Annotated in this window: 17 protein-coding genes; 15 read left to right on the top strand and 2 right to left on the bottom strand. The window is 68.5% G+C overall.

Annotated elements, in window-relative coordinates:
- The first annotated feature begins 81 nt into the window (after positions 1 to 81).
- The 11 genes from ACWPN8_RS17975 to ACWPN8_RS17925 all read left to right on the top strand — a co-directional run bounded on the left by ACWPN8_RS17975 (position 82) and on the right by ACWPN8_RS17925 (position 12264).
- Positions 82 to 858, top strand: a complete 777-nt coding sequence (locus ACWPN8_RS17975) for a FadR/GntR family transcriptional regulator (RefSeq protein WP_492241693.1) — start codon at positions 82 to 84, stop codon at positions 856 to 858.
- A gap of 275 nt (positions 859 to 1133) precedes the next feature.
- Entirely contained in the window at positions 1134 to 2333 is a 1200-nt protein-coding gene (locus ACWPN8_RS17970) for a four-carbon acid sugar kinase family protein (protein ID WP_492241692.1), read from the top strand.
- Entirely contained in the window at positions 2330 to 3364 is a 1035-nt protein-coding gene (gene pdxA, locus ACWPN8_RS17965) for a 4-hydroxythreonine-4-phosphate dehydrogenase PdxA (protein WP_109448201.1), read from the top strand. Before ACWPN8_RS17970 ends, pdxA begins: the two co-directional genes overlap by 4 nt.
- 11 nt (positions 3365 to 3375) lie before the next feature.
- A complete protein-coding gene (locus tag ACWPN8_RS17960; RefSeq protein WP_492241691.1) occupies positions 3376 to 4512 on the top strand; it encodes an iron-containing alcohol dehydrogenase in 1137 nt (378 codons plus the stop codon).
- Positions 4513 to 4557: 45 nt separating this feature from the next.
- The gene (locus tag ACWPN8_RS17955) at positions 4558 to 5457 is read left to right on the top strand and encodes a dihydrodipicolinate synthase family protein (RefSeq protein WP_492241690.1); all 900 of its coding nucleotides are present in this window, start codon (positions 4558 to 4560) and stop codon (positions 5455 to 5457) included.
- Between the two features lie 101 nt (positions 5458 to 5558).
- Positions 5559 to 6974, top strand: a complete 1416-nt coding sequence (locus ACWPN8_RS17950; protein WP_109448207.1) for a sodium:solute symporter family protein — start codon at positions 5559 to 5561, stop codon at positions 6972 to 6974.
- A 58-nt stretch (positions 6975 to 7032) separates the two neighbouring features.
- Complete coding sequence (locus tag ACWPN8_RS17945) at positions 7033 to 8247, top strand: sialidase family protein (RefSeq protein WP_492241689.1); 1215 nt, start codon at positions 7033 to 7035, stop codon at positions 8245 to 8247.
- A 70-nt stretch (positions 8248 to 8317) separates the two neighbouring features.
- Positions 8318 to 9082, top strand: coding sequence for a 2-keto-4-pentenoate hydratase (locus tag ACWPN8_RS17940; protein WP_492241688.1), 765 nt, complete (start codon positions 8318 to 8320; stop codon positions 9080 to 9082).
- A gap of 14 nt (positions 9083 to 9096) precedes the next feature.
- On the top strand, positions 9097 to 9792 hold the full coding sequence (locus tag ACWPN8_RS17935; RefSeq protein WP_492241687.1) for an SDR family NAD(P)-dependent oxidoreductase: 696 nt from the start codon (positions 9097 to 9099) through the stop codon (positions 9790 to 9792).
- Positions 9793 to 9875: 83 nt separating this feature from the next.
- Positions 9876 to 10649 (top strand): SDR family NAD(P)-dependent oxidoreductase, encoded by a 774-nt coding sequence (locus ACWPN8_RS17930; protein ID WP_492241686.1) that lies wholly within the window; start codon positions 9876 to 9878, stop codon positions 10647 to 10649.
- A 142-nt stretch (positions 10650 to 10791) separates the two neighbouring features.
- Positions 10792 to 12264, top strand: a complete 1473-nt coding sequence (locus ACWPN8_RS17925) for an L-lactate permease (protein WP_492241685.1) — start codon at positions 10792 to 10794, stop codon at positions 12262 to 12264.
- A 4-nt stretch (positions 12265 to 12268) separates the two neighbouring features.
- Here the strand turns inward: ACWPN8_RS17925 and ACWPN8_RS17920 are convergent, their stop codons facing one another.
- Complete coding sequence (locus ACWPN8_RS17920) at positions 12269 to 13129, bottom strand: DMT family transporter (protein ID WP_492241684.1); 861 nt, start codon at positions 13127 to 13129, stop codon at positions 12269 to 12271.
- A gap of 138 nt (positions 13130 to 13267) precedes the next feature.
- Between ACWPN8_RS17920 and ACWPN8_RS17915 the strand changes: the two genes are divergently transcribed.
- On the top strand, positions 13268 to 14686 hold the full coding sequence (locus ACWPN8_RS17915) for an aminotransferase-like domain-containing protein (protein ID WP_492241683.1): 1419 nt from the start codon (positions 13268 to 13270) through the stop codon (positions 14684 to 14686).
- Here the strand turns inward: ACWPN8_RS17915 and ACWPN8_RS17910 are convergent.
- A complete protein-coding gene (locus ACWPN8_RS17910) occupies positions 14635 to 15675 on the bottom strand; it encodes a LysR family transcriptional regulator (protein ID WP_492241682.1) in 1041 nt (346 codons plus the stop codon). The genes ACWPN8_RS17915 and ACWPN8_RS17910 overlap by 52 nt on opposite strands.
- A 323-nt stretch (positions 15676 to 15998) precedes the next feature.
- Between ACWPN8_RS17910 and ACWPN8_RS17905 the strand changes: the two genes are divergently transcribed.
- From ACWPN8_RS17905 to ACWPN8_RS17895, 3 genes are all read left to right on the top strand, one after another.
- Complete coding sequence (locus tag ACWPN8_RS17905; protein WP_492241681.1) at positions 15999 to 17321, top strand: M20 family metallopeptidase; 1323 nt, start codon at positions 15999 to 16001, stop codon at positions 17319 to 17321.
- Between the two features lie 26 nt (positions 17322 to 17347).
- On the top strand, positions 17348 to 18139 hold the full coding sequence (locus ACWPN8_RS17900) for a class II aldolase/adducin family protein (RefSeq protein ID WP_492241680.1): 792 nt from the start codon (positions 17348 to 17350) through the stop codon (positions 18137 to 18139).
- An 82-nt stretch (positions 18140 to 18221) separates the two neighbouring features.
- On the top strand, positions 18222 to 19877 hold the full coding sequence (locus ACWPN8_RS17895; protein WP_492241679.1) for an ABC transporter substrate-binding protein: 1656 nt from the start codon (positions 18222 to 18224) through the stop codon (positions 19875 to 19877).
- The last annotated feature ends 173 nt before the right edge of the window (positions 19878 to 20050 follow it).

Raw genomic sequence — 20050 nt, 5'->3', positions numbered from 1 at the left:
GCTCCCTAAAAGCTGGCAAGTTGGCTATTACATGTTTACAAATAGCTGACAGCACATAGGCGGCGGATGGGGAGCGACAGGATGGAGTCGAGTGAACACGGCGCGATGACCGCTGCGGTGTCGGACGGCGGGGAGGGCACGCCGCTGCTCCGCACCCGCCAGACGCCGCTGGTCACGCGGATCTACCAGCTGCTGCTGGCCCAGATCAGCGCCGGCGATTTCAAGCCCGACGAGCGTCTGCCCGGCGAGAACGACCTTGCCGCCCGCTTCCAGGTGTCGCGCCCGGTGGTGCGGGAGGCATTGAAGCGGCTGCGCAACGACGGGCTGATCTATTCCCGCCAGGGCGCCGGCAGCTTCGTCCGGGTGGCGGCGGAGGAAAGCCAGCCGGTGCTTGGCTATGCGCCGGTGGAGACGATTGCCGACATCCAGCGCTGCTACGAGTTCCGCCTGACCATCGAGCCGGACCACGCCTATCACGCCGCCTTGCGCTGGAACGACGCGGCACTCGACCGCATCGCCGCAGCGCTGAGCCTGATGGACGATGCGACCCGCGCCCACCGGCACCGCGAGGATGCCGACTACGCCTTCCACACCGCCATCGCCGAGGCGACGAACAACCATTATTACATGTCGTCGATGCAGGCGCTGAAGGATCACATCTCCGTCGGCATGAAGTTCCATGGCGTGTCGCTGATGGGTCCGAGCTCCGGCCTGACCGGCGTGTATGACGAACACCGCGGCATCTTCGACGCCATCCGGCACCGGGACGGCGAAACCGCACGCCAGCGGATGCGCAAGCATCTGGAAGGGTCGCGTGACCGTGTGTTCGAAGGGCGGGCGCTGGACCTCTCGCTGTAAATCGCTGACCTGCAATTGCTTTTCCGGAGAACCGCACCGCCCAGCCGTCGCTGGCGCATGCGGTCCGGCACGTCCCTGGCCTCTTGGCGCAACATGTAAACATGTATTGCCCTGCTACCCCGCCGCATCCCCTATTTTTGCCCTCAACAACATTACAACATATTGACATCTCCGCAGCGCTATGATGGAGTGGGTCATCGTCGAGGGCGGTGGGAGCGCCCGGCAGCTGACCATCGCAGTGCGATGGCCGCCGCTCACAAGGATGGGGACCACCCATGGACAGCATGGTTCCACAGAACGGATCGCCAGAGGGCATCCAGACGGCGGCCGGATCATCGGCAACGCCGCAACCGTGCCTGATCGCCGACGACCTAACCGGGGCACTCGACACCGCCGCGCAGTTCGCCGCGGTCACCGGTCCGATCCCTGTGTACTGGCAGAGCCTGCCCTATCCCACGCTGCCGACCGAACTCGCTTTCGACAGCGGCACGCGCGAGACGACGCGGGACGAGGCCCGCCGCCGGGTCGCCGCCATCGCCGCCGGCCTGCCGCGCGGCCCCGGCTCGCTGCATTACGCCAAGCTCGACAGCCTGTTGCGCGGCCATGCCGGGGCGGAGATCGCCGCCTGGATCGCGGCCACAGCCCCCGATCATGTCATCGTCGCTCCCGCCTTCCCCTATCAGGGGCGCATCACGCGCGGCGGCATCCAGCTTGCCCGCGGCGATGACGCCCGGAGCTGGACGCCCGTGGCCAGCGACCTGCGCGCCGATCTGGAGCAGGAAGGCTTTGCGGTCCAGCCCTGCTGCCCCGGCACGGCGGTACCGGCGGGCGTCAGCCTGTGGGATGCGGAGACCGATGCCGATCTCGACGCCGTCGCCGCTGCCGGCCTTGCGCTGAACGAGCGCGTGCTGTGGTGCGGCAGCAGCGGGCTGGCCGGTGCGCTGGCCCGGCAGTTGGGAGCAGCCGTCGCCGACACTGACACGCTGCGGCTGCCACTCCCGATCCTCGGCCTGTTCGGCACCAATCATCCGGCGATGACGGCGCAGATCGACGCCTGTCCGGAGCATGTGCTGGCGCTGCCCGACGGCGGCTCCACCTCGGCCACGGTGCTGGCCCAGCGGCTGGACCGCGACGGCATCGCGCTCGCCACCCTCGCCCTGCCCGGCGGGTTGGCGCGGAGCGACGCGGCACAGCGGATCGAACGGGAATTCGCCCGGCTGGTCCGCCGGCTCGACCCGCCCGGCACGCTGCTGGTGGCCGGTGGCGAGACCCTGCGCGGCCTCTGCCTCGCCCTGGACGCCGACCGGCTGGACCTCGACGGCCATGTCTGGCCGGGGGTGCCCTGCTCCATCCTGCGCGGCGGACGCTTCGACGGGGTCCGCGTCATTTCAAAATCGGGCGCGTTCGGCGACCCGTCACTGCTGCGCCGGCTGCTTGCGCTGGCTGCGCCGCTTCATCAGGGAGAACAAGCATGACACCGCATCTGGCCATCACCATGGGCGATCCGGCCGGCGTCGGGCCGGAGATCATCGTGAAGGCCTGCGCGCGTCTGAAGGACCGGCTGGCCGACGGCTCGCTGCGCCTGCTGGTCATCGGCAGCAACCCCGCCCTCCATGCGGCGCGCGATGCGCTGGGCAGCGACCTCGACTTCCCCGAAGTGACCGACGTGAACGGCGAGTGGCCGGCGCTGGCCTGCCTCCAGGCCGGACCGGAGGGCGAGCCGATCCGTCCCGGCGTGCTGTCGATCGACGGCGGCCGCTTCGCCTATCTGGCGGTGGAGCGCGCGGTGCGGCTGGCCGAAGCCGGCCGCATCCACGGCATCGTCACCGCACCCCTGAACAAGGAGGCGATGAACAAGGCCGGCTATCACTTCGCCGGGCACACCGACCTGCTGGCCGAACTGACCGGCGCGCGCGGCTCAGTGATGATGCTGGCCCACGGCAACATGCGGGTCAGCCACGTCACCACCCACATCGCGCTGGAGGACGTGCCGAAGAAGCTGACGCCGGAACGGCTGCGCTACGTCATCGACCGCACCGACGAGACCCTGGCCGGGCTCGGTCTGCCGCGCCGCCGCATCGCCATCGCCGCGCTGAACCCGCATGCCGGCGAAGGCGGGCTGTTCGGCCGCCAGGACATCGAGGTGACAGAGCCGGTCATCAAGCAATGCGTTGCCGACGGGCTGGACGTGGTCGGGCCGGTGCCCGGCGACACCATCTTCGTCAAGCTGCGCGCCGGCCAGTATGACGCGGTGGTCGCCATGTACCACGACCAGGGCCACATCCCGGTCAAGCTGCTGGGCTTCAACGTCAATCCGGAGACCGGCACCTGGGATGCACTGAGCGGCGTCAACATCACGCTCGGCCTGCCGATCATTCGCACTTCCGTCGACCACGGCACCGCCTTCGACATCGCCGGCAAGGGCATCGCCAACGAGCTGAGCCTGATCGAGGCCATCGACTACGCCGAAAAGCTGGCCGCCGCCCGCGTGCGCGTCGCCGCCTGAGGAACCCGATCATGAACACCATCGACCTGACCACGCCCATCGACCTGCTCCGCCCGCCCCGCGTCGCCTTCGGCGCCGGCACGGCGGCTGAGACCGGCCGCTGGGTGCGCGAGCGCGGCCTGACCCGCATTTTGGTGGTCGCCGACGCCTTCAACGCGGCGCGGGTGGACCGGCTGGGCCTGGAAGGTGAGGTCACCGTCTTCGCCGACATCAAGCCGGAACCCGACGTTCCCAACCTTGAGGCGCTGCTCGCCGTTGCCGAACGGGTGGAGCCGCAGGTGGTGATCGGCTTCGGCGGCGGCAGCGCCATGGATCTGGCAAAGCTGGCCGCCGTCCTGCCCGGCAGCGGCCAGACCATCCGCGACGTGGTCGGGCCGGAGAAGGTGGCGGCCAAGCGCGCCGTCCTGGTGCAGGTTCCGACCACAGCCGGCACCGGCAGCGAGGTTGGCACCCGTGCCCTGGTCACCGACCCGGCGACGATGAGCAAGCTGGCGGTGCAGAGCGTCCACATGCTGGCCGACGTCGCGGTGGTCGATCCCGACCTGACGCTGAGCGTACCGGCCGCGGTGACCGCCGCCACCGGCGTCGATGCGCTGGCCCATTGCGTGGAGGCCTACACCAACCGCAAGGCCCATCCGCTGATCGACCTCTATGCGCTGGAAGGCATCCGGCTGGTCGGCCGCTTCCTGCCGCGCGCCATCGCCGACGGCGGCGACCGCGAGGCGCGGGCCGGCCTGTCGCTGGCGTCGTTCTATGGCGGCATCTGCCTGGGTCCGGTCAACACCGCCGCCGGCCATGCCGTCGCCTATCCGCTGGGCACCCGCCACCACATCCCGCATGGCGCCGCCAACGCGCTGATCTTCCCGCATGTGCTGGCCTTCAACGCGCCGGCCGTCCCGGCCAAGACCGCCGCCGTTCTGGAAGCGCTGGGTCTGCCGGCGGCCACCGATCCGGCCGCGGTGTTCAAGGCCGCGCACGATTGGTGCGTGAAGCTCGGCTGCACCATGCGGCTGTCGGCGTTCGGCGTGCCCGAGGCCGACTTGGCCGCCATGGCCGAGGAGGCGCACGCCATCCGCCGGCTGCTCGACAACAACCCGCGCGATCTCAGCCGCGAGGACATCCTGGGCATGTACCGCGCCGCCGCCTGAAGGCGCGGCGCCAGCCCTCATCCCGTTCGTGAAAAGGCCAATCCCATGAGCAAGACCAGCGGCAAGATCGGCGGACCTTTCGTCGCGATCGTCACCCCCTTCGACGGCGGCGAGCGCGTCGAATTCGCAGCGCTGCGACGACAGGTGAAGCGGCAGGCGTCCGCCGGAAACGGTGTCTTCTGCGCCGGCACCAACGGCGAATTCTACGCCCTGTCCTTCGACGAGAAGCTGGCGGTGGCGGAGACCTGCGTCGAGGCCGCCGACGGCAAGGTGCCGGTGCTGGCCCATATCGGCGAGATCTCCACCAACCAGACCATCGCGCTGGGCAAGGCGGTCGAACGACTGGGCGTCAAGGCGGTCTCCGCCATCACGCCGTCCTTCATCGCCTGCTCGCAGGCCGAACTGGTGGAGCATTACCGCCGCGTCGCCGATGCGCTGACGGTGCCGGTCTACCTCTACAACATCCCGGCCCGCACCGGGAACACGCTGGAGCCGGAGACCGCCCGCATCCTGGCCGACCACCCCAACATCATCGGCATCAAGGACAGCGCCGGCTCGCAGGAGAGCCTGGACGGCTTCCTCGCCATCGCGCGCGAGCGTGACGATTTCGACGTGCTGGTCGGCCCGGATTCGCTGGTGCTGCATGGACTGCGCAACGGTGCGGCCGGCTGCATCTCCGGCCTCGGCAACATCGCGCCGGTAACGCTCAACGGCATCCACGCCGCCTTCGTGGCCGGCGACGATGCCGCGGCCGACAGGCACCAGACCCATTTCAGCACGCTCCGCAAGGAGCTTTACGCGCTGGGCTTCCCGCCGGCGATGGTCAAACGCGCGCTCCGCAGCGCCATGCCCGAGGTCGGTTTCAGCCGCGCCCCGGTGCTGATCGCCGACGAGGTGGACGCCAAGGTCAAGGCCATCGCGGCACGCTACGCCGAAGCGGTGTGACGCTGTTCCACGCCGCATGGCGCCGCGACGCAACAGGCCGGCGCCAAATCCCCGAACAACACTGAAGGCGGATCCATCCGCCCGTTAGGGAGACACCGTCCATGAACCATTTCACCAGTGGAGAAAGTGCGCTCATCCTGGGGATCGTCGTCCTCTACATCCTCTTCACCTCCTGGCTGACCATCCGGCTGCGCAGCCGCAACAACGGCGAGTTCATGAACGCCGCGCGGTCGATGCCGGCAGCCGTCGTCGGCGTCCTGCTGATGTCCGAGTTCATCGGCGCCAAGTCCACCGTCGGCACGGCACAGGAAGCCTTCAGCTCCGGCATGGCGTCGGCTTGGTCGGTGCTGGGCGCCTCCATCGGCTTCCTGCTGTTCGGCCTGTTCTTCGCCAAGCGCATCTACGGATCGGGCGAATACACCATCTCCGCCGCCATCGCGAAATATTACGGCACCTCCACCATGCGGACGGTGTCGATCATCATGATGTATGCGCTGCTGCTGGTGAATGTCGGCAATTACGTCAGCGGTGCCGCCGCCCTGTCCACCGTCATGAACCTCAATCTGACCTGGGCGATGGTCATCATCGCGGTGGTCAGCACCTTCTATTACGTGTTCGGCGGGCTGAAGGGCATCGCCTACGTCACCATCCTGCACAGCGCCCTGAAGCTGCTGGGCATTGCGCTCCTGCTGGGCACCGCGCTGTCGCTCAGCGGCGGCATCGGCCCGATGGTCGAGAAGCTGCCGGCCCACTATTTCACCATCGACGGCACCATCGGCATGCCGACGATCTTCGCCTGGGTCATCGGCACCGTCGGCGCCATCTTCTCCACCCAGTTCGTCATCCAGGCGATCTCGTCCAACCGCAGCGCCGGCGAGGCCCAGCGCTCCGCCTTCTATGCCGCGATCTTCTGCCTGCCGCTCGGCATCATGCTGGCGCTGATCGGCGTGACCGCGCATTACCTCCATCCCGACATGAAGAGCCTGTACGCGCTGCCGGTGTTCCTCGACGCCATGCATCCGCTGATGGCCGCCATCGTCACCACCTCGCTCGTCGCTTCGGTCTTCGTCAGCGTCAGCACGGTGGCGCTCGCCATCGCCTCGCTGGCGGTGCGCGACTTCTACGTGCCGTGGAAGAAGCCGACGCCGGAGCAGGAATTCCGCACCACCCGCATCCTGTCTCTCATCATCGGTTTCCTGCCGCTGATCTTCGTCTTCTTCGTGCCGGAAATCCTGAAGCTGTCCTTCTTCACCCGGGCGCTGCGCCTGTCGATCACGGTCGTCGCCATGATCGGCTTCTTCCTGCCGCTGTTCGCCAGCAACCTGGGCGCCACGCTGGGCCTGCTGGGCGCCACCGTCAGCACCACCGTCTGGTACGTGATGGGCAATCCCTACGGCATCGACAACATGTACATCGCCCTGCTGACGCCGATGCTGGTGATGGCGGTTGAGCGCCTGGTCCGCGGCCGCAGCGCCCCGGCGATGGTCGCCGCCCCGCCGCAAGCCGACGCAGGATGACCGCCATAGGCTGACCGTTTCCCCAGTTTGACCCTTCCCCAGTTTGCATGTGACCGACATGACCACACCCTCGACCCTGCCCTCCACCACCGACCGCGGGCGCGTTGCGCCCGTGGACGGGGACGCCGGGCGCCGCGACGCCTATCTGCCGTCGCCCTGCGTCCAGAACCATGCCGCCAACATCGTTGTGCTCGGCAACGGCGATCTCGGCTGCGTCTGGTTCGGCGGCACCCAGGAAGGCATCCCCGACATCTCGATCTATTTCTCGCGGCTGCCCCGGGGCTCCGACCGCTGGACCGATCCGGTCAAGCTGTCGGACGACCCGACCCGCTCGGAACAGAACCCGGTGCTGTTCCCGGCGCCGGACGGCACGCTGTGGCTGTTCTACACCGCGCAAATCTCCGGCAACCAGGACACCGCCGTCGTGCGCTGCCGCAGCTCCGCCGACCATGGGCAAAGCTGGGGTGCGATCCGCACCCTGTTCGAGGGCAACGGCGGCGACGGCATCTTCATCCGCCAGCCGGTTGTGGTGCTGCCGAACGGCGACTGGCTGCTGCCGACCTTCCTCTGCCACGGCACGCCGGGCGAGAAGTGGGTGGGCGACAACGACACCAGCGCCGTCCGCATCTCCTCCGACCGCGGTGAAAGCTGGACCGAGCATCCGGTGCCGGATAGCGTCGGCTGCGTCCATATGAGCGTCGTGCCGTTGCGCGACGGCACGCTGGCCGCCTTCTACCGCAGCCGCTGGGCCGACCATGTCTATCGCAGCGTCTCCGCCGACAATGGCCGCAACTGGAGCGTGCCGGTTCCGACCGAACTGCCCAACAACAACTCCTCCATCCAGGTGACGGCGCTGGCCGACGGCCGGCTCGCCATCGTCTTCAACGAATCCAGTGCGGAAAACGCGACCGAGCGCCGCGCCTCGCTCTATGACGAGATCGAAGACGACGTCCCGGCCGGCGGCGCCGCCGTTGCGGTCGCCGCAAAGCCGGCGCAGGCACCCGCCCGCAAGGCCTTCTGGGGCGCGCCGCGCGCGCCGCTGACGCTGGCCCTGTCGGAGGATGGCGGGCTGACCTGGCCGCTGCGCCGGAACCTGGAGGTCGGTGACGGCTACTGCATGACCAACAATTCCAAGGACAGTCTGAACCGGGAATTCTCCTACCCGTCGGTCACCCAGACGACGGAGGGCGACCTGCATGTCGCCTTCACCTATTTCCGGCAGGCCATCAAATACAGCCGCGTCTCGCCCGACTGGGTGGGTGGCGGCAACTGACCGACGATGGGGGCGCCAACCGGCGTCCCCGCCCGCCCGTCCGATTCCTCATCTTCCGGGGACGTGTCCCATGACCATGACCGCCGAGGCCGTTCTTGAGGCCGCCGGCGCGCTGCTCGCCGCGCGCCGCGACAACCACCCGCTCGAATCTCTGCAGCCAGTGGCGATGCCCGCCGACAAGGCCGACGCCTACGCCATCCAGACCGAGGTCGCCCGCCGCATCGGCCCGGTGACTGCCTGGAAGGTCGGCGCGTCGACCCCCGATGCCGAACCGTCGAGTGCACCCATCCATGCCGACACGCTGTTCTTCGACACCGAAACGCTGCCCGCCGCGATGTTCCGTTTCATCGGGATCGAGGCGGAGATCGTCTATCGCCTGAAAAGCGACCTGCCCGCCCGTGACGAGCCCTGGACGCGGGACGAGGTGCTGGACGCCGTCGGCTCCATCCATCCGGCCTTCGAGATCTGCGACACCCGCTTCACCGCCTACGGATCGCAGGGGCCGCTCGCCTCGCTGGCCGATCAGGGCAACCACGGTGCGCTGATCGTCGGCGCGGCCACGGCGGACTGGCGCCGCATCGATCCGGTGACCCAGCCGCTGACGCTGGACATCGACGGCGAGCGCAGGGTCAAGGTGGTCGGCGGCAACAAGGCCGGCGACCCGATCCGCCTGCTGGCCTGGCTCGCCAATGTCGGCGCCCAGCCGTTCGGCGGCCTACATGCCGGCGACACGGTGACCACCGGGTCCTGCACCGGCACCATCTTCATCCAGCCCGGCAGCCGCGCCGTCGCCGACTTCCCCGGCCTCGGTCGCATCGCCCTGACCGTGGCATGAGGGAGGGCGCCGGGATGAAAACGGAAAGCCCTCGCCAGCGCGCCCTCGTCACCGGCGTCAGTTCGGGAATCGGTGCCGCCATCGCCGAACGGCTGTTGCAGGATGGCTGGCTGGTCGAGGGCATGAGCCGGTCGGCCCCCACCATCGACCACCCGAACCTGCGCTTCACCCCGGCCGACCTGATGGCGCCGGACTCCGTGGCAAAGGCGCTGGCCGCTCTGCCGGCCGTCGATGCGCTGGTCCATGCCGCCGGTGTCATGCGGGTCGGCAAGCTGGGCGACGTTGCCGGGGACGATGCGAGGGCGATGTGGCGCCTGCATGTGGAGGCCGCGACGCAACTGGTCGAGCATGTCGCCCCGCATCTGGCGGACGGCGGTGGCCGGATCGTCCTGATCGGCAGCCGCACGGCGCAGGGGGCGGCAGGCCGCAGCCAGTATGCGGCGACCAAGGCGGCGATGGTCGGGCTTGCCCGCTCCTGGGCGCTGGAACTGGCGCCGCGCGGCGTCACGGTGAATGTGGTGGCGCCGGGAGCGACCGATACGCCGATGCTGAAGGACCCGAACCGCACCGGCGTGCCGCCGAAGCTTCCACCCATCGGCCGCTTCATCAAGCCGGAGGAGGTGGCGGCGCTCACCGCCTTCCTGCTGTCCGACGCCGCGGCGGCCATCACCGGTCAGCAGATCCTCGTCTGCGGCGGAGCGTCGCTTTAGGCTGGAGCGCGGGCGACCATCGACCCGGACGGTTTCCGGCTATATGGTTGCCACGCACTTCCGTCACGAGGAAAGATCGAACGATGTCGAACACCGCCGCGAAGATAGCAATCGTCACCGGTGCCACCTCCGGCTTCGGCGACGCCATCGCCCGGCGGCTGGTGGCGGAGGGCTGGCGGATCGTCGCCACCGGCCGGCGCCAGGACCGGCTGGACGCGCTGGTCGAGGCGCTGGGCGGGCGGGATGTCGTCCATCCGCTGTGCTTCGACATCCGCGACGAGGAAGCGACCAGCGCCGCCCTGGCCACCCTGCCCGACGCCTTCGCCGACATCTCGGTCCTGGTCAACAATGCCGGGCTGGCGCTCGGCACCGGGGCGGCGCAGGACTGCGACCTGGAGCAGTGGCGGACGATGATCGACACCAACATCACCGGGCTGGTGACGATCACCCGGCTGCTGCTGGCCCGGCTGATCGCGCAGCGCGGGCTGATCGTCAACCTCGCGTCGGTCGCGTCCAACTGGCCTTATCCCGGCGGAAATGTCTATGGCGGCACCAAGGCCTTCGTGCGGCAGTTCTCGCTCGGCCTGCGCAGCGACCTGTCGGCCCAGGGCGTGCGCGTGACCTCCATCGAGCCGGGTCTGGCGGAAAGCGAGTTCACCCTGGTGCGCACCGGCGGCAACAAGGACGCCTACGACGCGCTTTATGCCGGAGCCAACCCGCTCCAGCCCGAGGACATCGCCGAGACGGTGCGCTGGGTGGTCTCGCTTCCCGCGCACGTCAACATCAACAGCGTGGAGATCATGCCGGTGAGCCAGTCCTGGGCGCCCTTCAAGATCCACCGCGACACGCCTGCCTGACGCGTCCGCGACCATCCTGCGCAACCATTCGGCGCCATTGCCGGCGCCGAATGGTTGCGCCATATCAGATATACTAGTATCCAATGGCCCCCGGCCAGGAATCGCGCCGGCACTCATTCCTCCGGAACGCGTCTGGCCGATCATGATTCTTGCCTTCCACATGATGCCGCTCGTCGGCACGATCCTGCTGCTTGCCTCCCGCCGGGTCAGCTTGCTGTCCGCCGGGATCGCCGGCATGGCGCTGGCGCTCGTCACGATGGTCGCCCCGATGATTATGGCGCAGCCCTCGGCCGGTCCGGTGCTGGGTCTGGCCGCCGTAAAGGCAGGGGAAGGGGCATGGCTGGCATGGCACGCGATGTCGATCATCGCCGCCGGACTGCTGTTCCACCGTGCCTTCGAGGCGCGCGGCACGCGGACGGCCGCGGTCGCCCAGGATAACCGACGGCGCGCCGTCTTCGTCGCCTGCTTTTTGGTCGGTCCCTTCGCAGAGTCGGTGACGGGGTTCGGCGTCGGGCTGGTGGTGGCGCTCGCCATGCTGCGCAGCCTGGGGCTGCCGCCGGTGCAGTCGGCGGCGCTTGGCCTGTTCAGTCAGGTCCTGGCCGCCTGGGGCGCGATGGGCGTCGGCAGCCGGGTCGGGGCCGAACTGATCGGCGTGTCCTTCACCGAGCTTGGAACCGCCAGCGCCCTCTTGATGGCGGTCGTGCTGCCCTGTCTCCTGCCGGTGTTCTGGGGGTTGATCCAGTCGTCGGGGCTGCGCTCCAGCCTGCGGGAGCGGGTGACCGACGTCGCCCTTCTGCTCTGTCTGGCCGGGCTGATCTGGCTGACCAACCGGTTCGTCGCGCCGGAACTCGGCGGCGGGCTGGCGACCGCCGTCCTGCTGCTGGTGGTGGAGGGGCCGCGGCTGCTGCGCAGCGGCACCGGCGTCCGCGAACTGGCCGAGCGGCTCTGGCCCTATGGGCTGCTGATCGCCGGGCTGATGGCGACCCGCCTGCTGCCGCCGCTGTCGGACTGGACCGGGCAATGGTTGGTGCTCGACCCGTTCGGCGGCCTCGCCCCACTGGCACTGCTGCGCCATCCGGCGACCTGGCTGGTGCTGATCGCCGGCATCCTGCTGGCCGGCCTGCCGAGGGCCGAGGCCGGAAAGGTGGTGCGCAGCGCCCTTCGCGCCGCCCTGGTGCCGATGGCGGCGACGCTGGTCTTCGTCGAGTTCGCCACCTTCATGGCGGCCTCGGGCGGCGCGGCGATGTTCGGCAATGCCTGGCGCGAGGTGGCCGGACGCTTCGCCGTGCTGGCCAGCCCGGTCTTCGGTGCCGCGGCCGGCATGCTGACCGGCTCCAACACGGCGTCGAACGCCCTGATGATGCACATCCAGCTGAGCCTTGCCGCTGAAAGCGGCCTGCCCTCCATCCTGATCGCGGCGGTCCAGACGGTTGCCGGCAGCATCTGCACCATGCTGACCCCCGGCCGCATCGTGCTGGCCGCCGGTCTGGTCGGGCTGGAGCGGTCGGAGGGGGCGATCTACCGCCGCGCCCTGCCGATCGGGCTGGCGACCATCCTCGCCCTGCTGGCCGTCATCGTCGCGATGACCGGGTTCAAGGCAGGCGGGCTGGTTTAGGCGATCAGGCGAACCGCTTCGCCCCGGCGACGCAGAGCACGACCAGCCCGGTCGCGGCGATCATCGTCCAGGCGACCGGCTCGCGCAGAAGAAGCGCCGCCAACAGCAGGCCGAAAGCGGGCTGGAGCAGTTGCAACTGCCCGACGCCGGCAATGCCGCCCAACGCCAGCCCGCGATACCAGAAGACGAAGCCGACCAGCATGCTGAACACCGACACATAACCGAGCCCGATCCAGGCCGGCACGGCGACACCGCTCCAGTCGTCCGGCATGGTCGCAAGAGCCGCCCCCGCCATCAGGGGCAGCGCCAGCACGAGCGCCCAGGAGATCACCTGCCAGCCGCCCAGCCGGCGCGACAGGGTCGCTCCCTCGGCATAGCCGAGCCCACAGAGCAGGATCGCCAGGATCATCAGCAGGTCGCCGGTCAGCGACGCCCCGCCGCCCTGCCACAGGGCGAAGCCGGCGACGGTGAGACTGCCCGCCGTCGAGAACAGCCAGAAGGCCGGCCGCGGCCGCTCCCTCCCCCGCAGCACGCCGAACAGGGCGGTGGCGAGCGGCAGCAGGCCGATGAAGAGGATGGACTGCGCCGAGGTGATGTGCTGGAGCGCCAGCGCGGTCAGCAGGGGAAAGCCGGCGACAACGCCGAGCGCCACGATGGCGAGAGAGGGCAGGTCGCGCCGTGCCGGCCAGGTCTGCCGGAGCAGCGCCAGCAGCGCCGCCGCCAGGGCTGCTGCGATCACCGCCCGCGCCGCGGTCAGGAACAGCGGCGTGAAGCCGCCGACGGCGACGCGCGTCGCCGGCAGCGAACCGCTGAAAATGATCACGCCGAGCAGCCCGCTGCCCCATCCCGCCGTCGACGTCCGCATCCCGCTTTCCTTCCGCACCCCAGAATTCGCAGCACGATCCTAGCGCGATGGCCTCTGGCGGAAACAGGGACAGTCCCATACAATTCGATCAAACTGTATTGGTTCATAGATCAGTACACTTCTCTGCGGTGGGGCATCATGGGCAGGACCGGCACGCGCACCGGCGAGGTGATGGAGGCGATCCGCCGCAGGATGGCGAGCCGCCAGCTGTCTCCGGGGGAAAAGCTGCCGTCGATCCGCAGCTTCGCCGCCACCATGGGCGTGTCGCCCTCGACCGTGGTGGAGGCTTATGACCGGCTTGCGGCGGACGGCGCGATCCAGTCGCGGCCTGGATCGGGCTTCTACGTGTCGGGTGCCATGCCGCCGCTGGCATTGGTCGAGGCCGAACCGCAGCGCGACCGTGCCATCGATCCCTTCTGGGTCTCGCGGCAGTCGCTCGATGCCGGGGCGGAGATGTTGAAGCCGGGATGCGGCTGGCTACCGGCCGACTGGATGCCGAACGCGGCGATCCGCCGGGCGATCCGCCAGCTCGCGCGGGCGGATGACGGGCTGCTGGCGGATTATGGCGGCACGCGCGGATCGCTGCCGCTGCGCCGGCTGCTGGCCCGCCAGTTCGCGGACGAAGGGATCGCCGCCGGTGCCGACCATATCATGCTGACCGCCTCCGGCACGCAGGCTATCGACCTGATCTGCCGCCTGCTGCTGCGGCCGGGCGACACGGTGCTGATCGACGACCCCTGCTATTTCAATTTCCAGGCGCTGCTGCGCGCCCATCGGGCGCGGGTCGTCGGCGTGCCCTATACCCGCAAAGGGCCGGATGCGGAGCTGTTCGCCCAGGCGCTGGCGGCGCACCGGCCGCGCCTCTACATCACCAACTCCGCCCTTCACAATCCGACCGGCGCCACGATGACGCCGCAGACCGCCCATCGCCTGCTCTGCGCCGCCGCGGCCCACGACCCTGCCGCACAGGACCTGACCATCGTCGAGGACGACATCTTCGCCGGCTTCGAGCCCGAGCCGTCTCCCCGCCTCGCGGCACTGGACGGGCTGGCCCGCGTGATCCGGATCGGCAGTTTTTCCAAGACGCTGTCAGCCTCGATCCGCTGCGGCTACATCGCGGCGCGGCTGGACTGGGTGGAGGCGCTGGTCGATCTGCAGGTGGCGACGAACTTCGGCGGCCCCAGCCCGGCTGCGGCCGAACTCGTCCTCGCCACCCTGAACGACGGCAATTACCGCAAGCATCTCGACGGGCTGCGCCGGCGTCTGGCACGGGCACGGCGCGAAACGGCCACCCGTCTGGAAGCGATGGGCCTGACACCATGGCTGATGCCGCGCGGTGGCTTCTATCTCTGGTGCAGCCTGCCCGATGGACGGAACGCCGCCGACATCGCCCGCGCGGCCTTGCGCGAGGATGTCGTGCTCGCGCCCGGCGACGTGTTCAGCATCTCGCACTCCGCGTCGGGATTTCTGCGCTTCAACGTCGCCCAGATGGGCGATCCGCGCATCTACGATGTCCTGGGCCGCGCAATGGCGAACACTTCGTCCCCCGCTCTGTGAGCGGGGCTTTTCTCCTCGGCCACCCCGGCAAGCTCCCTGGCCGGCGCGGTGGCCAGAGCGGTCTGAAGATAGTCAAGGAAAGCCCGCTCGGCGCGGTTCAGCTTGGCCTGCTCGTTCCAGATCAGGTGCACGTTGACCGGCGCGATGCCTTCGTAAGGCGGCAGCTCCCACAGCAGGCCGTCGGCCACGTCGCGGGCGGCGATGTGTTCGGGCAGCGGGCCGATGCCGAGGCCGCAGACGATCATCCGCCGCACCTCCTCCAGGTTGGCCGACGAGGCGACGACACGGCCGGCGAACCCTTCCCGCGCACGGAACAGGGTCAGGGGCGACAGGGCGCCGTCGATCTGGTCGGAGGTGAAGGAGACGAAACTCTCGTGGCGCAGTTCGGCAATGTCGATGTCGCGCTGGCCGAACAGGCGGAAATCCGGGCCGCAATAGAGACGGTAGGTCTGGCGCAGGAAGATCTGACTGGACAGTCCGGGGATCGGCTCGCGCAGCAGGCAGATCGCCATGGCGCCGACCCGCTGCTGCAATGCGATGTGCGCGTCGGCCGATGCCATGACGTCGATGCGGAAGGTCACTAGCGGGTACATGCGGTGGAATTCCCGCAGTGAGCGGTCGAGCAGCGGGGTCTGGATCCGGCTGGTCATCAAGATATGGACATGGCCGCTCACCTCGTCCTTGGCGTCGCGCACCAGCGCGCCGAGACGGGACACCGTGGCGTGGATCGTCACCGCCTCGTCATAGACCTGTTCGCCGGCGGCGGTGACGGCGAAGCGGCCGGGACCGCGGTCGATCAGGGTACGGCCAAGCTGCTCCTCCAGCCGCTTCAGCGCGAGGCTGACCGCCGGCTGCGTCAAAAACAGGCGGACCGCGGCCTTGGTGATGCTGCCTTCCTGCACGATCACCATGAAGGTGCGCAGCAGGTTCCAGTCCATCTGCTGGCCCAGCCGGGCCAGGGCCTGCCGTTCCGCTTCGGTTTCGTTCACCGTCCCGCCCTCCCGATCGCTGCCCGATTCCGGTGCATCGCTGTTGCCGCCCAAATTCTACGCACATGAGTGCGTTGTGAGCAACTGCGGCATAAATCAGATTCATGGGCGAAATGAAAAATGCTTATTTGCCTGATCGATTGGATGCCTTCCTAATCGACACATGGCGGCCTTCAAACATCGCCACGCCGGACACTGCATAATGCACCGTTATGGCGGCCATATCCATTTGGGATAGGCCGCAACGCAACAGCTTCGTCTTTTTCCACCCGCCCGTGCATCCCTGCCGCAGCAGCGAAATGGATTCGGGCAAAGGATTTAGAATGACACGAGATACGGCAGACCGTCTCGACCATGTGTTGCCGGACCCCGGCCTGCGCGCCGCGATCCTCGACGCCGCCGACGCGGCGCAGGGCGATTGCGTGTCGCACCTGTCCGACCTCGTCCGCCAGCCGTCGCTGCTGGGGGACGAGTCCGGGGCGCAGGCGCTGATGGCCGACCGCTTCGCCGCGCTCGGGTTGGAGGTCGACCGCTTCGACATCGACGAGCAGGCGATTTCCCGCATGCCGGGCTTCTCGCCGCCGGTTCTCCCCGGCGCCTATGCCGGCCGCGAGAATGTCGTCGGTGTGCACAAGCCGCGCGAATCGAAAGGCCGCTCGCTGATCCTGAACGGCCATATCGACGTGGTGCCGACCGGCCCGGCGGAATTGTGGACCACCCCGCCCTTCGAGCCGCGGATCGCCGACGGACGGCTTTATGGCCGCGGGGCCGGCGACATGAAGGCCGGCATCGCCGCCTTCACCGCCGCCTTCTCAGCATTGCGCACGCTGGGCTACCAGCCGGCCGCGCCCGTCTATCTCCAGTCGGTGATCGAGGAGGAATGCACCGGCAACGGCGCTCTCGCCTGCCTGCATCGCGGCTATCGCGCCGACGCCGCCGTGATCCCGGAGCCGTTCAACCACTCCATCTCCATCGCCCAGGTCGGCGTGATGTGGGTGCGGCTGGTGCTGACCGGCACGCCGGCCCATGTGCTGGACACCTCGGCCGGGGTGAACGCCATCGAGGCGGCCTATGCGCTGGCGGCGCATCTGAAGGCGCTGGAGGTGCGGTGGAACGAGCCGTCCTGCCGCCATCCCGCCTTCTGCGGCCATGCCCATCCCGTCAACATCAATCTCGGCCGGATCGAGGGCGGTGAGTGGCCGTCGTCAGTCCCGACGCGCTGCGCGCTCGACCTCCGGCTCGGCTTCTTCCCCGGGCAGGAGCCGGAGGCGGTCCGCGCCGAGGTGAGCCGGGCGGTGGAGCAGGCGCGCTCCACCGACCCGGCCCTGTCCGGCGTCGGCATCGAGCTGCAGTGGAACGGCTTCCAGGCCGCCGGCTGCGAGATCGACCCGGCCCACCCGCTGGTGACCATGCTGGCCGACAGCCATCGCGCCGTGCGCGGCGGCGATCCGGAGCTGGTGGCGCTGACCTGCACGACCGATGCGCGATTCTTCCAGCTCTATGGCGACACGCCGGCCACCTGCTACGGGCCGGAGGCGACGCGCATCCACGGCATCGACGAATCGGTGTCGCTGGACAGCCTGCGCGACGTGACCCGCGTGCTGGCGCTGTTCATCGCCGGCTGGTGCGGCCTGGAACCTGTTTGATCCCTTTGCCTGACGAGACCCGCAAGATGATCGCCAAGACGCTGACCGCAACCGCCGCCCATGCTCCCCGCGCCAGCGGCACCTATTCCGACGTGGAGTGGAAGGCGCGCACCGATCTGGCCGCCGCCTACAAGCTGTTCGACCGGCTGGGCATGACCGACCTGATCTACACCCACATGTCGGCCCGGATTCCGGACACGCCGGACCATTTCCTGATCAACCCCTATGGCCTGATGTTTCACGAGGTGACGCCCGACAACCTCGTGAAGGTCGACATCGACGGCAATCTGGTCGACGGGCGCGACGGCGACGAGATCAACCCGGCCGGCTTCACCATCCACAGCGCGGTGCATCACGCCCGCCCGGACGTCGGCGCGGTCATCCACCTGCACACCGATGCCGGCATGGCGGTCAGCGCCCAGGCCGATGGGCTGCTGCCGATCACCCAGCATTCGCTGCGCTGGTACAACCGCATCGCCTACCACACCTACGAAGGCATCGCGCTGGATCTGGCGGAGCGGGAACGGCTGGTTGCCGATTTGGGCAACCATCACAGCATGATCCTGCGCAACCACGGCCTGCTGACCGTCGGCCAGGACGTCGCCGAGGCGGCGGTGCTGATGTACTACCTGGAGCAGGCCTGCAAGCAGCAGATCATGGCGATGGCCGGCGGCCGTCCGCTGGTCTACCCGTCGCCGGAGGTCTGCGAGCACACCGCCCAGCAGTATGAGCGTGCCTATCCGCGCGCCGGCGTCCTGGAATGGGACTCGCTGCTGCGCTGGCTGGACGGCACCACCGGCCCGACCGGGCCGCGCTGATCCGCCCGACTTTCCCAAAAGAAGAACGAAGACGACAGGGTCGCATTCGACAACGACACCATCTGGAGACGAGGACACCCGCATGACACGACGCCTTTCCGGTATCCCCGCCAGCATCCAGCGCGGCTTCCGCCGCAGCGTCCACCGCGCCGCCGCCGCCGGCCTGCTGACCGCCGTCCTCGCCATCCCCGGCACCGCGGCGCTGGTCGCCGCCCCGGCCATGGCGCAGGAGACGCCGGTCCGCGGCGGTGTCCTCAACTCCATCGTCCAGCCGGAGCCGCCGACCCTGATGCTGGGCCTGAACCAGCAGGGGCCGACCCAGACCGTCGCCGGCAAGATCTACCAGGGCCTGCTGACCTACGACCGCAAGCTCAACCCGCTGCCGTCGCTGGCCGAGAGCTGGACCGTGTCGCCGGACGGCCTGACCTACACCTTCAAGCTGTTCCAGAACGTCAAGTGGCACGACGGCAAGCCGTTCAGCGCCAACGACGTGGTGTTCTCCACCTCCAAGTTCCTGATGGAGGTCCACCCGCGCGCCCGCGCCGCGTTCAGCCGCTGCGAGTCGATCAAGGCGCTGGACGACCACACCGTCGAGTTCAAGCTGAAGGAGCCGTTCCCGGCCTTCATCCAGGCCTTCGAGGTGTCGTCGGCCCCCATCGTGCCGGCCCACATCTATGAGGGCAGCGATTACCGCACCAACCCGGCCAACACCACCCCCATCGGCACCGGCCCGTTCAAGCTGAAGGAATGGGTGAAGGGCAGCTACATCCAGCTCGTCCGCAACGAGGAGTATTACAAGAAGGACCTGCCCTATCTCGACGGCATCACCTTCCGCGTGATCCCGGACGCCGCCAGCCGCTCGCTGGCGCTGGAAAGCGGGCAGGTGCAGCAGACCCAGTACAGCGACCTGGAGCCCTTCGAGGTTCCGCGCATGAAGACCCTGCCCAATGTGACGCTGACCACCGCCGGCTACGAGTTCGTGGCGCCGATGGCGTGGCTGGAGATCAACCACCGCGTCAAGCCGCTGGACGACAAGCGCTTCCGCAAGGCCATAGCCTACGCCATCGACCGCAAGTTCATCCGCGACAAGATCTGGTTCGGTTTGGGCCGCGTGCCGACCGGCCCGATCAACTCGGTGGTCAAGTTCTACGACCCCAAGGTCACGACCTATGAGCCCAACCTCGACAAGGCCAAGGCCCTGCTCGACGAGATGGGGCTGAAGCCCGACGGCAAGGGCGTGCGCGCCACCGTCAAGCTGATGCCGATGCCCTATGGCGAGACCTGGACCCGCCTGGGCGAGTATCTGAAGCAGGCGCTGGGCAAGGTCGGCGTTTCCGTGGTCCTGGAAAGCACCGACGCCGCCGGCTGGGCGCAGCGCGTCGCCAACTGGGATTACGAGATCACCACCAACTTCCTCTACCAGTACGGCGACCCGGCGCTGGGCGTGGCCCGCACCTACATCTCGTCGAACATCCGCAAGGGCGTGCTGTTCACCAACACCATGGGCTATTCCAACCCGAAGGTGGACGAACTGTTCGACCAGGCCTCGCGCGAGAACGACCCCGCCAAGCGCCAGGAGCAGTACAGCGAGGTCCAGCGCATCCTGTCCGACGATCTGCCGGTGGTCTGGCTGCTGGAGATGGAATTCCCGACCTTCCTCGACAAGCGTGTGAAGAACGCCAACACGACGGCCATCGGTGTCAACGACACCTATGAAAGCGTTTGGCTGGCGAAGTAACGAGACCTCCCTCTCCCGCCCCGGGAGAGGGAAGGGGCCCATGCGAAGCATGGGAAGGGTGAGGGGTAGCGCAAGGAACCGTGCGCTTCGGGACTCTTGGCCCACCCCTCACCCTCCCCGCCTTCGGCGGGTCCCCTCACCCTCCCGGGACGGGAGAGGGCCAGAATTAGGAA

This window comes from Azospirillum sp. UENF 112521, from assembly GCF_058780665.1.
This window is presented reverse-complemented; position numbering and strand designations above follow the sequence as displayed.

Bases quoted from the DNA above. Each gene is read 5' to 3' on its own strand.
- ACWPN8_RS17975 (WP_492241693.1), top strand. From the start codon at position 82: ATGGAGTCGAGTGAACACGGCGCGATGACCGCTGCGGTGTCGGACGGC.
- ACWPN8_RS17970 (WP_492241692.1), top strand. From the start codon at position 1,134: ATGGACAGCATGGTTCCACAGAACGGATCGCCAGAGGGCATCCAGACG.
- pdxA (WP_109448201.1), top strand. From the start codon at position 2,330: ATGACACCGCATCTGGCCATCACCATGGGCGATCCGGCCGGCGTCGGG.
- ACWPN8_RS17960 (WP_492241691.1), top strand. From the start codon at position 3,376: ATGAACACCATCGACCTGACCACGCCCATCGACCTGCTCCGCCCGCCC.
- ACWPN8_RS17955 (WP_492241690.1), top strand. From the start codon at position 4,558: ATGAGCAAGACCAGCGGCAAGATCGGCGGACCTTTCGTCGCGATCGTC.
- ACWPN8_RS17950 (WP_109448207.1), top strand. From the start codon at position 5,559: ATGAACCATTTCACCAGTGGAGAAAGTGCGCTCATCCTGGGGATCGTC.
- ACWPN8_RS17945 (WP_492241689.1), top strand. From the start codon at position 7,033: ATGACCACACCCTCGACCCTGCCCTCCACCACCGACCGCGGGCGCGTT.
- ACWPN8_RS17940 (WP_492241688.1), top strand. From the start codon at position 8,318: ATGACCATGACCGCCGAGGCCGTTCTTGAGGCCGCCGGCGCGCTGCTC.
- ACWPN8_RS17935 (WP_492241687.1), top strand. From the start codon at position 9,097: ATGAAAACGGAAAGCCCTCGCCAGCGCGCCCTCGTCACCGGCGTCAGT.
- ACWPN8_RS17930 (WP_492241686.1), top strand. From the start codon at position 9,876: ATGTCGAACACCGCCGCGAAGATAGCAATCGTCACCGGTGCCACCTCC.
- ACWPN8_RS17925 (WP_492241685.1), top strand. From the start codon at position 10,792: ATGATTCTTGCCTTCCACATGATGCCGCTCGTCGGCACGATCCTGCTG.
- ACWPN8_RS17920 (WP_492241684.1), bottom strand. From the start codon at position 13,129: ATGCGGACGTCGACGGCGGGATGGGGCAGCGGGCTGCTCGGCGTGATC.
- ACWPN8_RS17915 (WP_492241683.1), top strand. From the start codon at position 13,268: ATGGGCAGGACCGGCACGCGCACCGGCGAGGTGATGGAGGCGATCCGC.
- ACWPN8_RS17905 (WP_492241681.1), top strand. From the start codon at position 15,999: ATGACACGAGATACGGCAGACCGTCTCGACCATGTGTTGCCGGACCCC.
- ACWPN8_RS17900 (WP_492241680.1), top strand. From the start codon at position 17,348: ATGATCGCCAAGACGCTGACCGCAACCGCCGCCCATGCTCCCCGCGCC.
- ACWPN8_RS17895 (WP_492241679.1), top strand. From the start codon at position 18,222: ATGACACGACGCCTTTCCGGTATCCCCGCCAGCATCCAGCGCGGCTTC.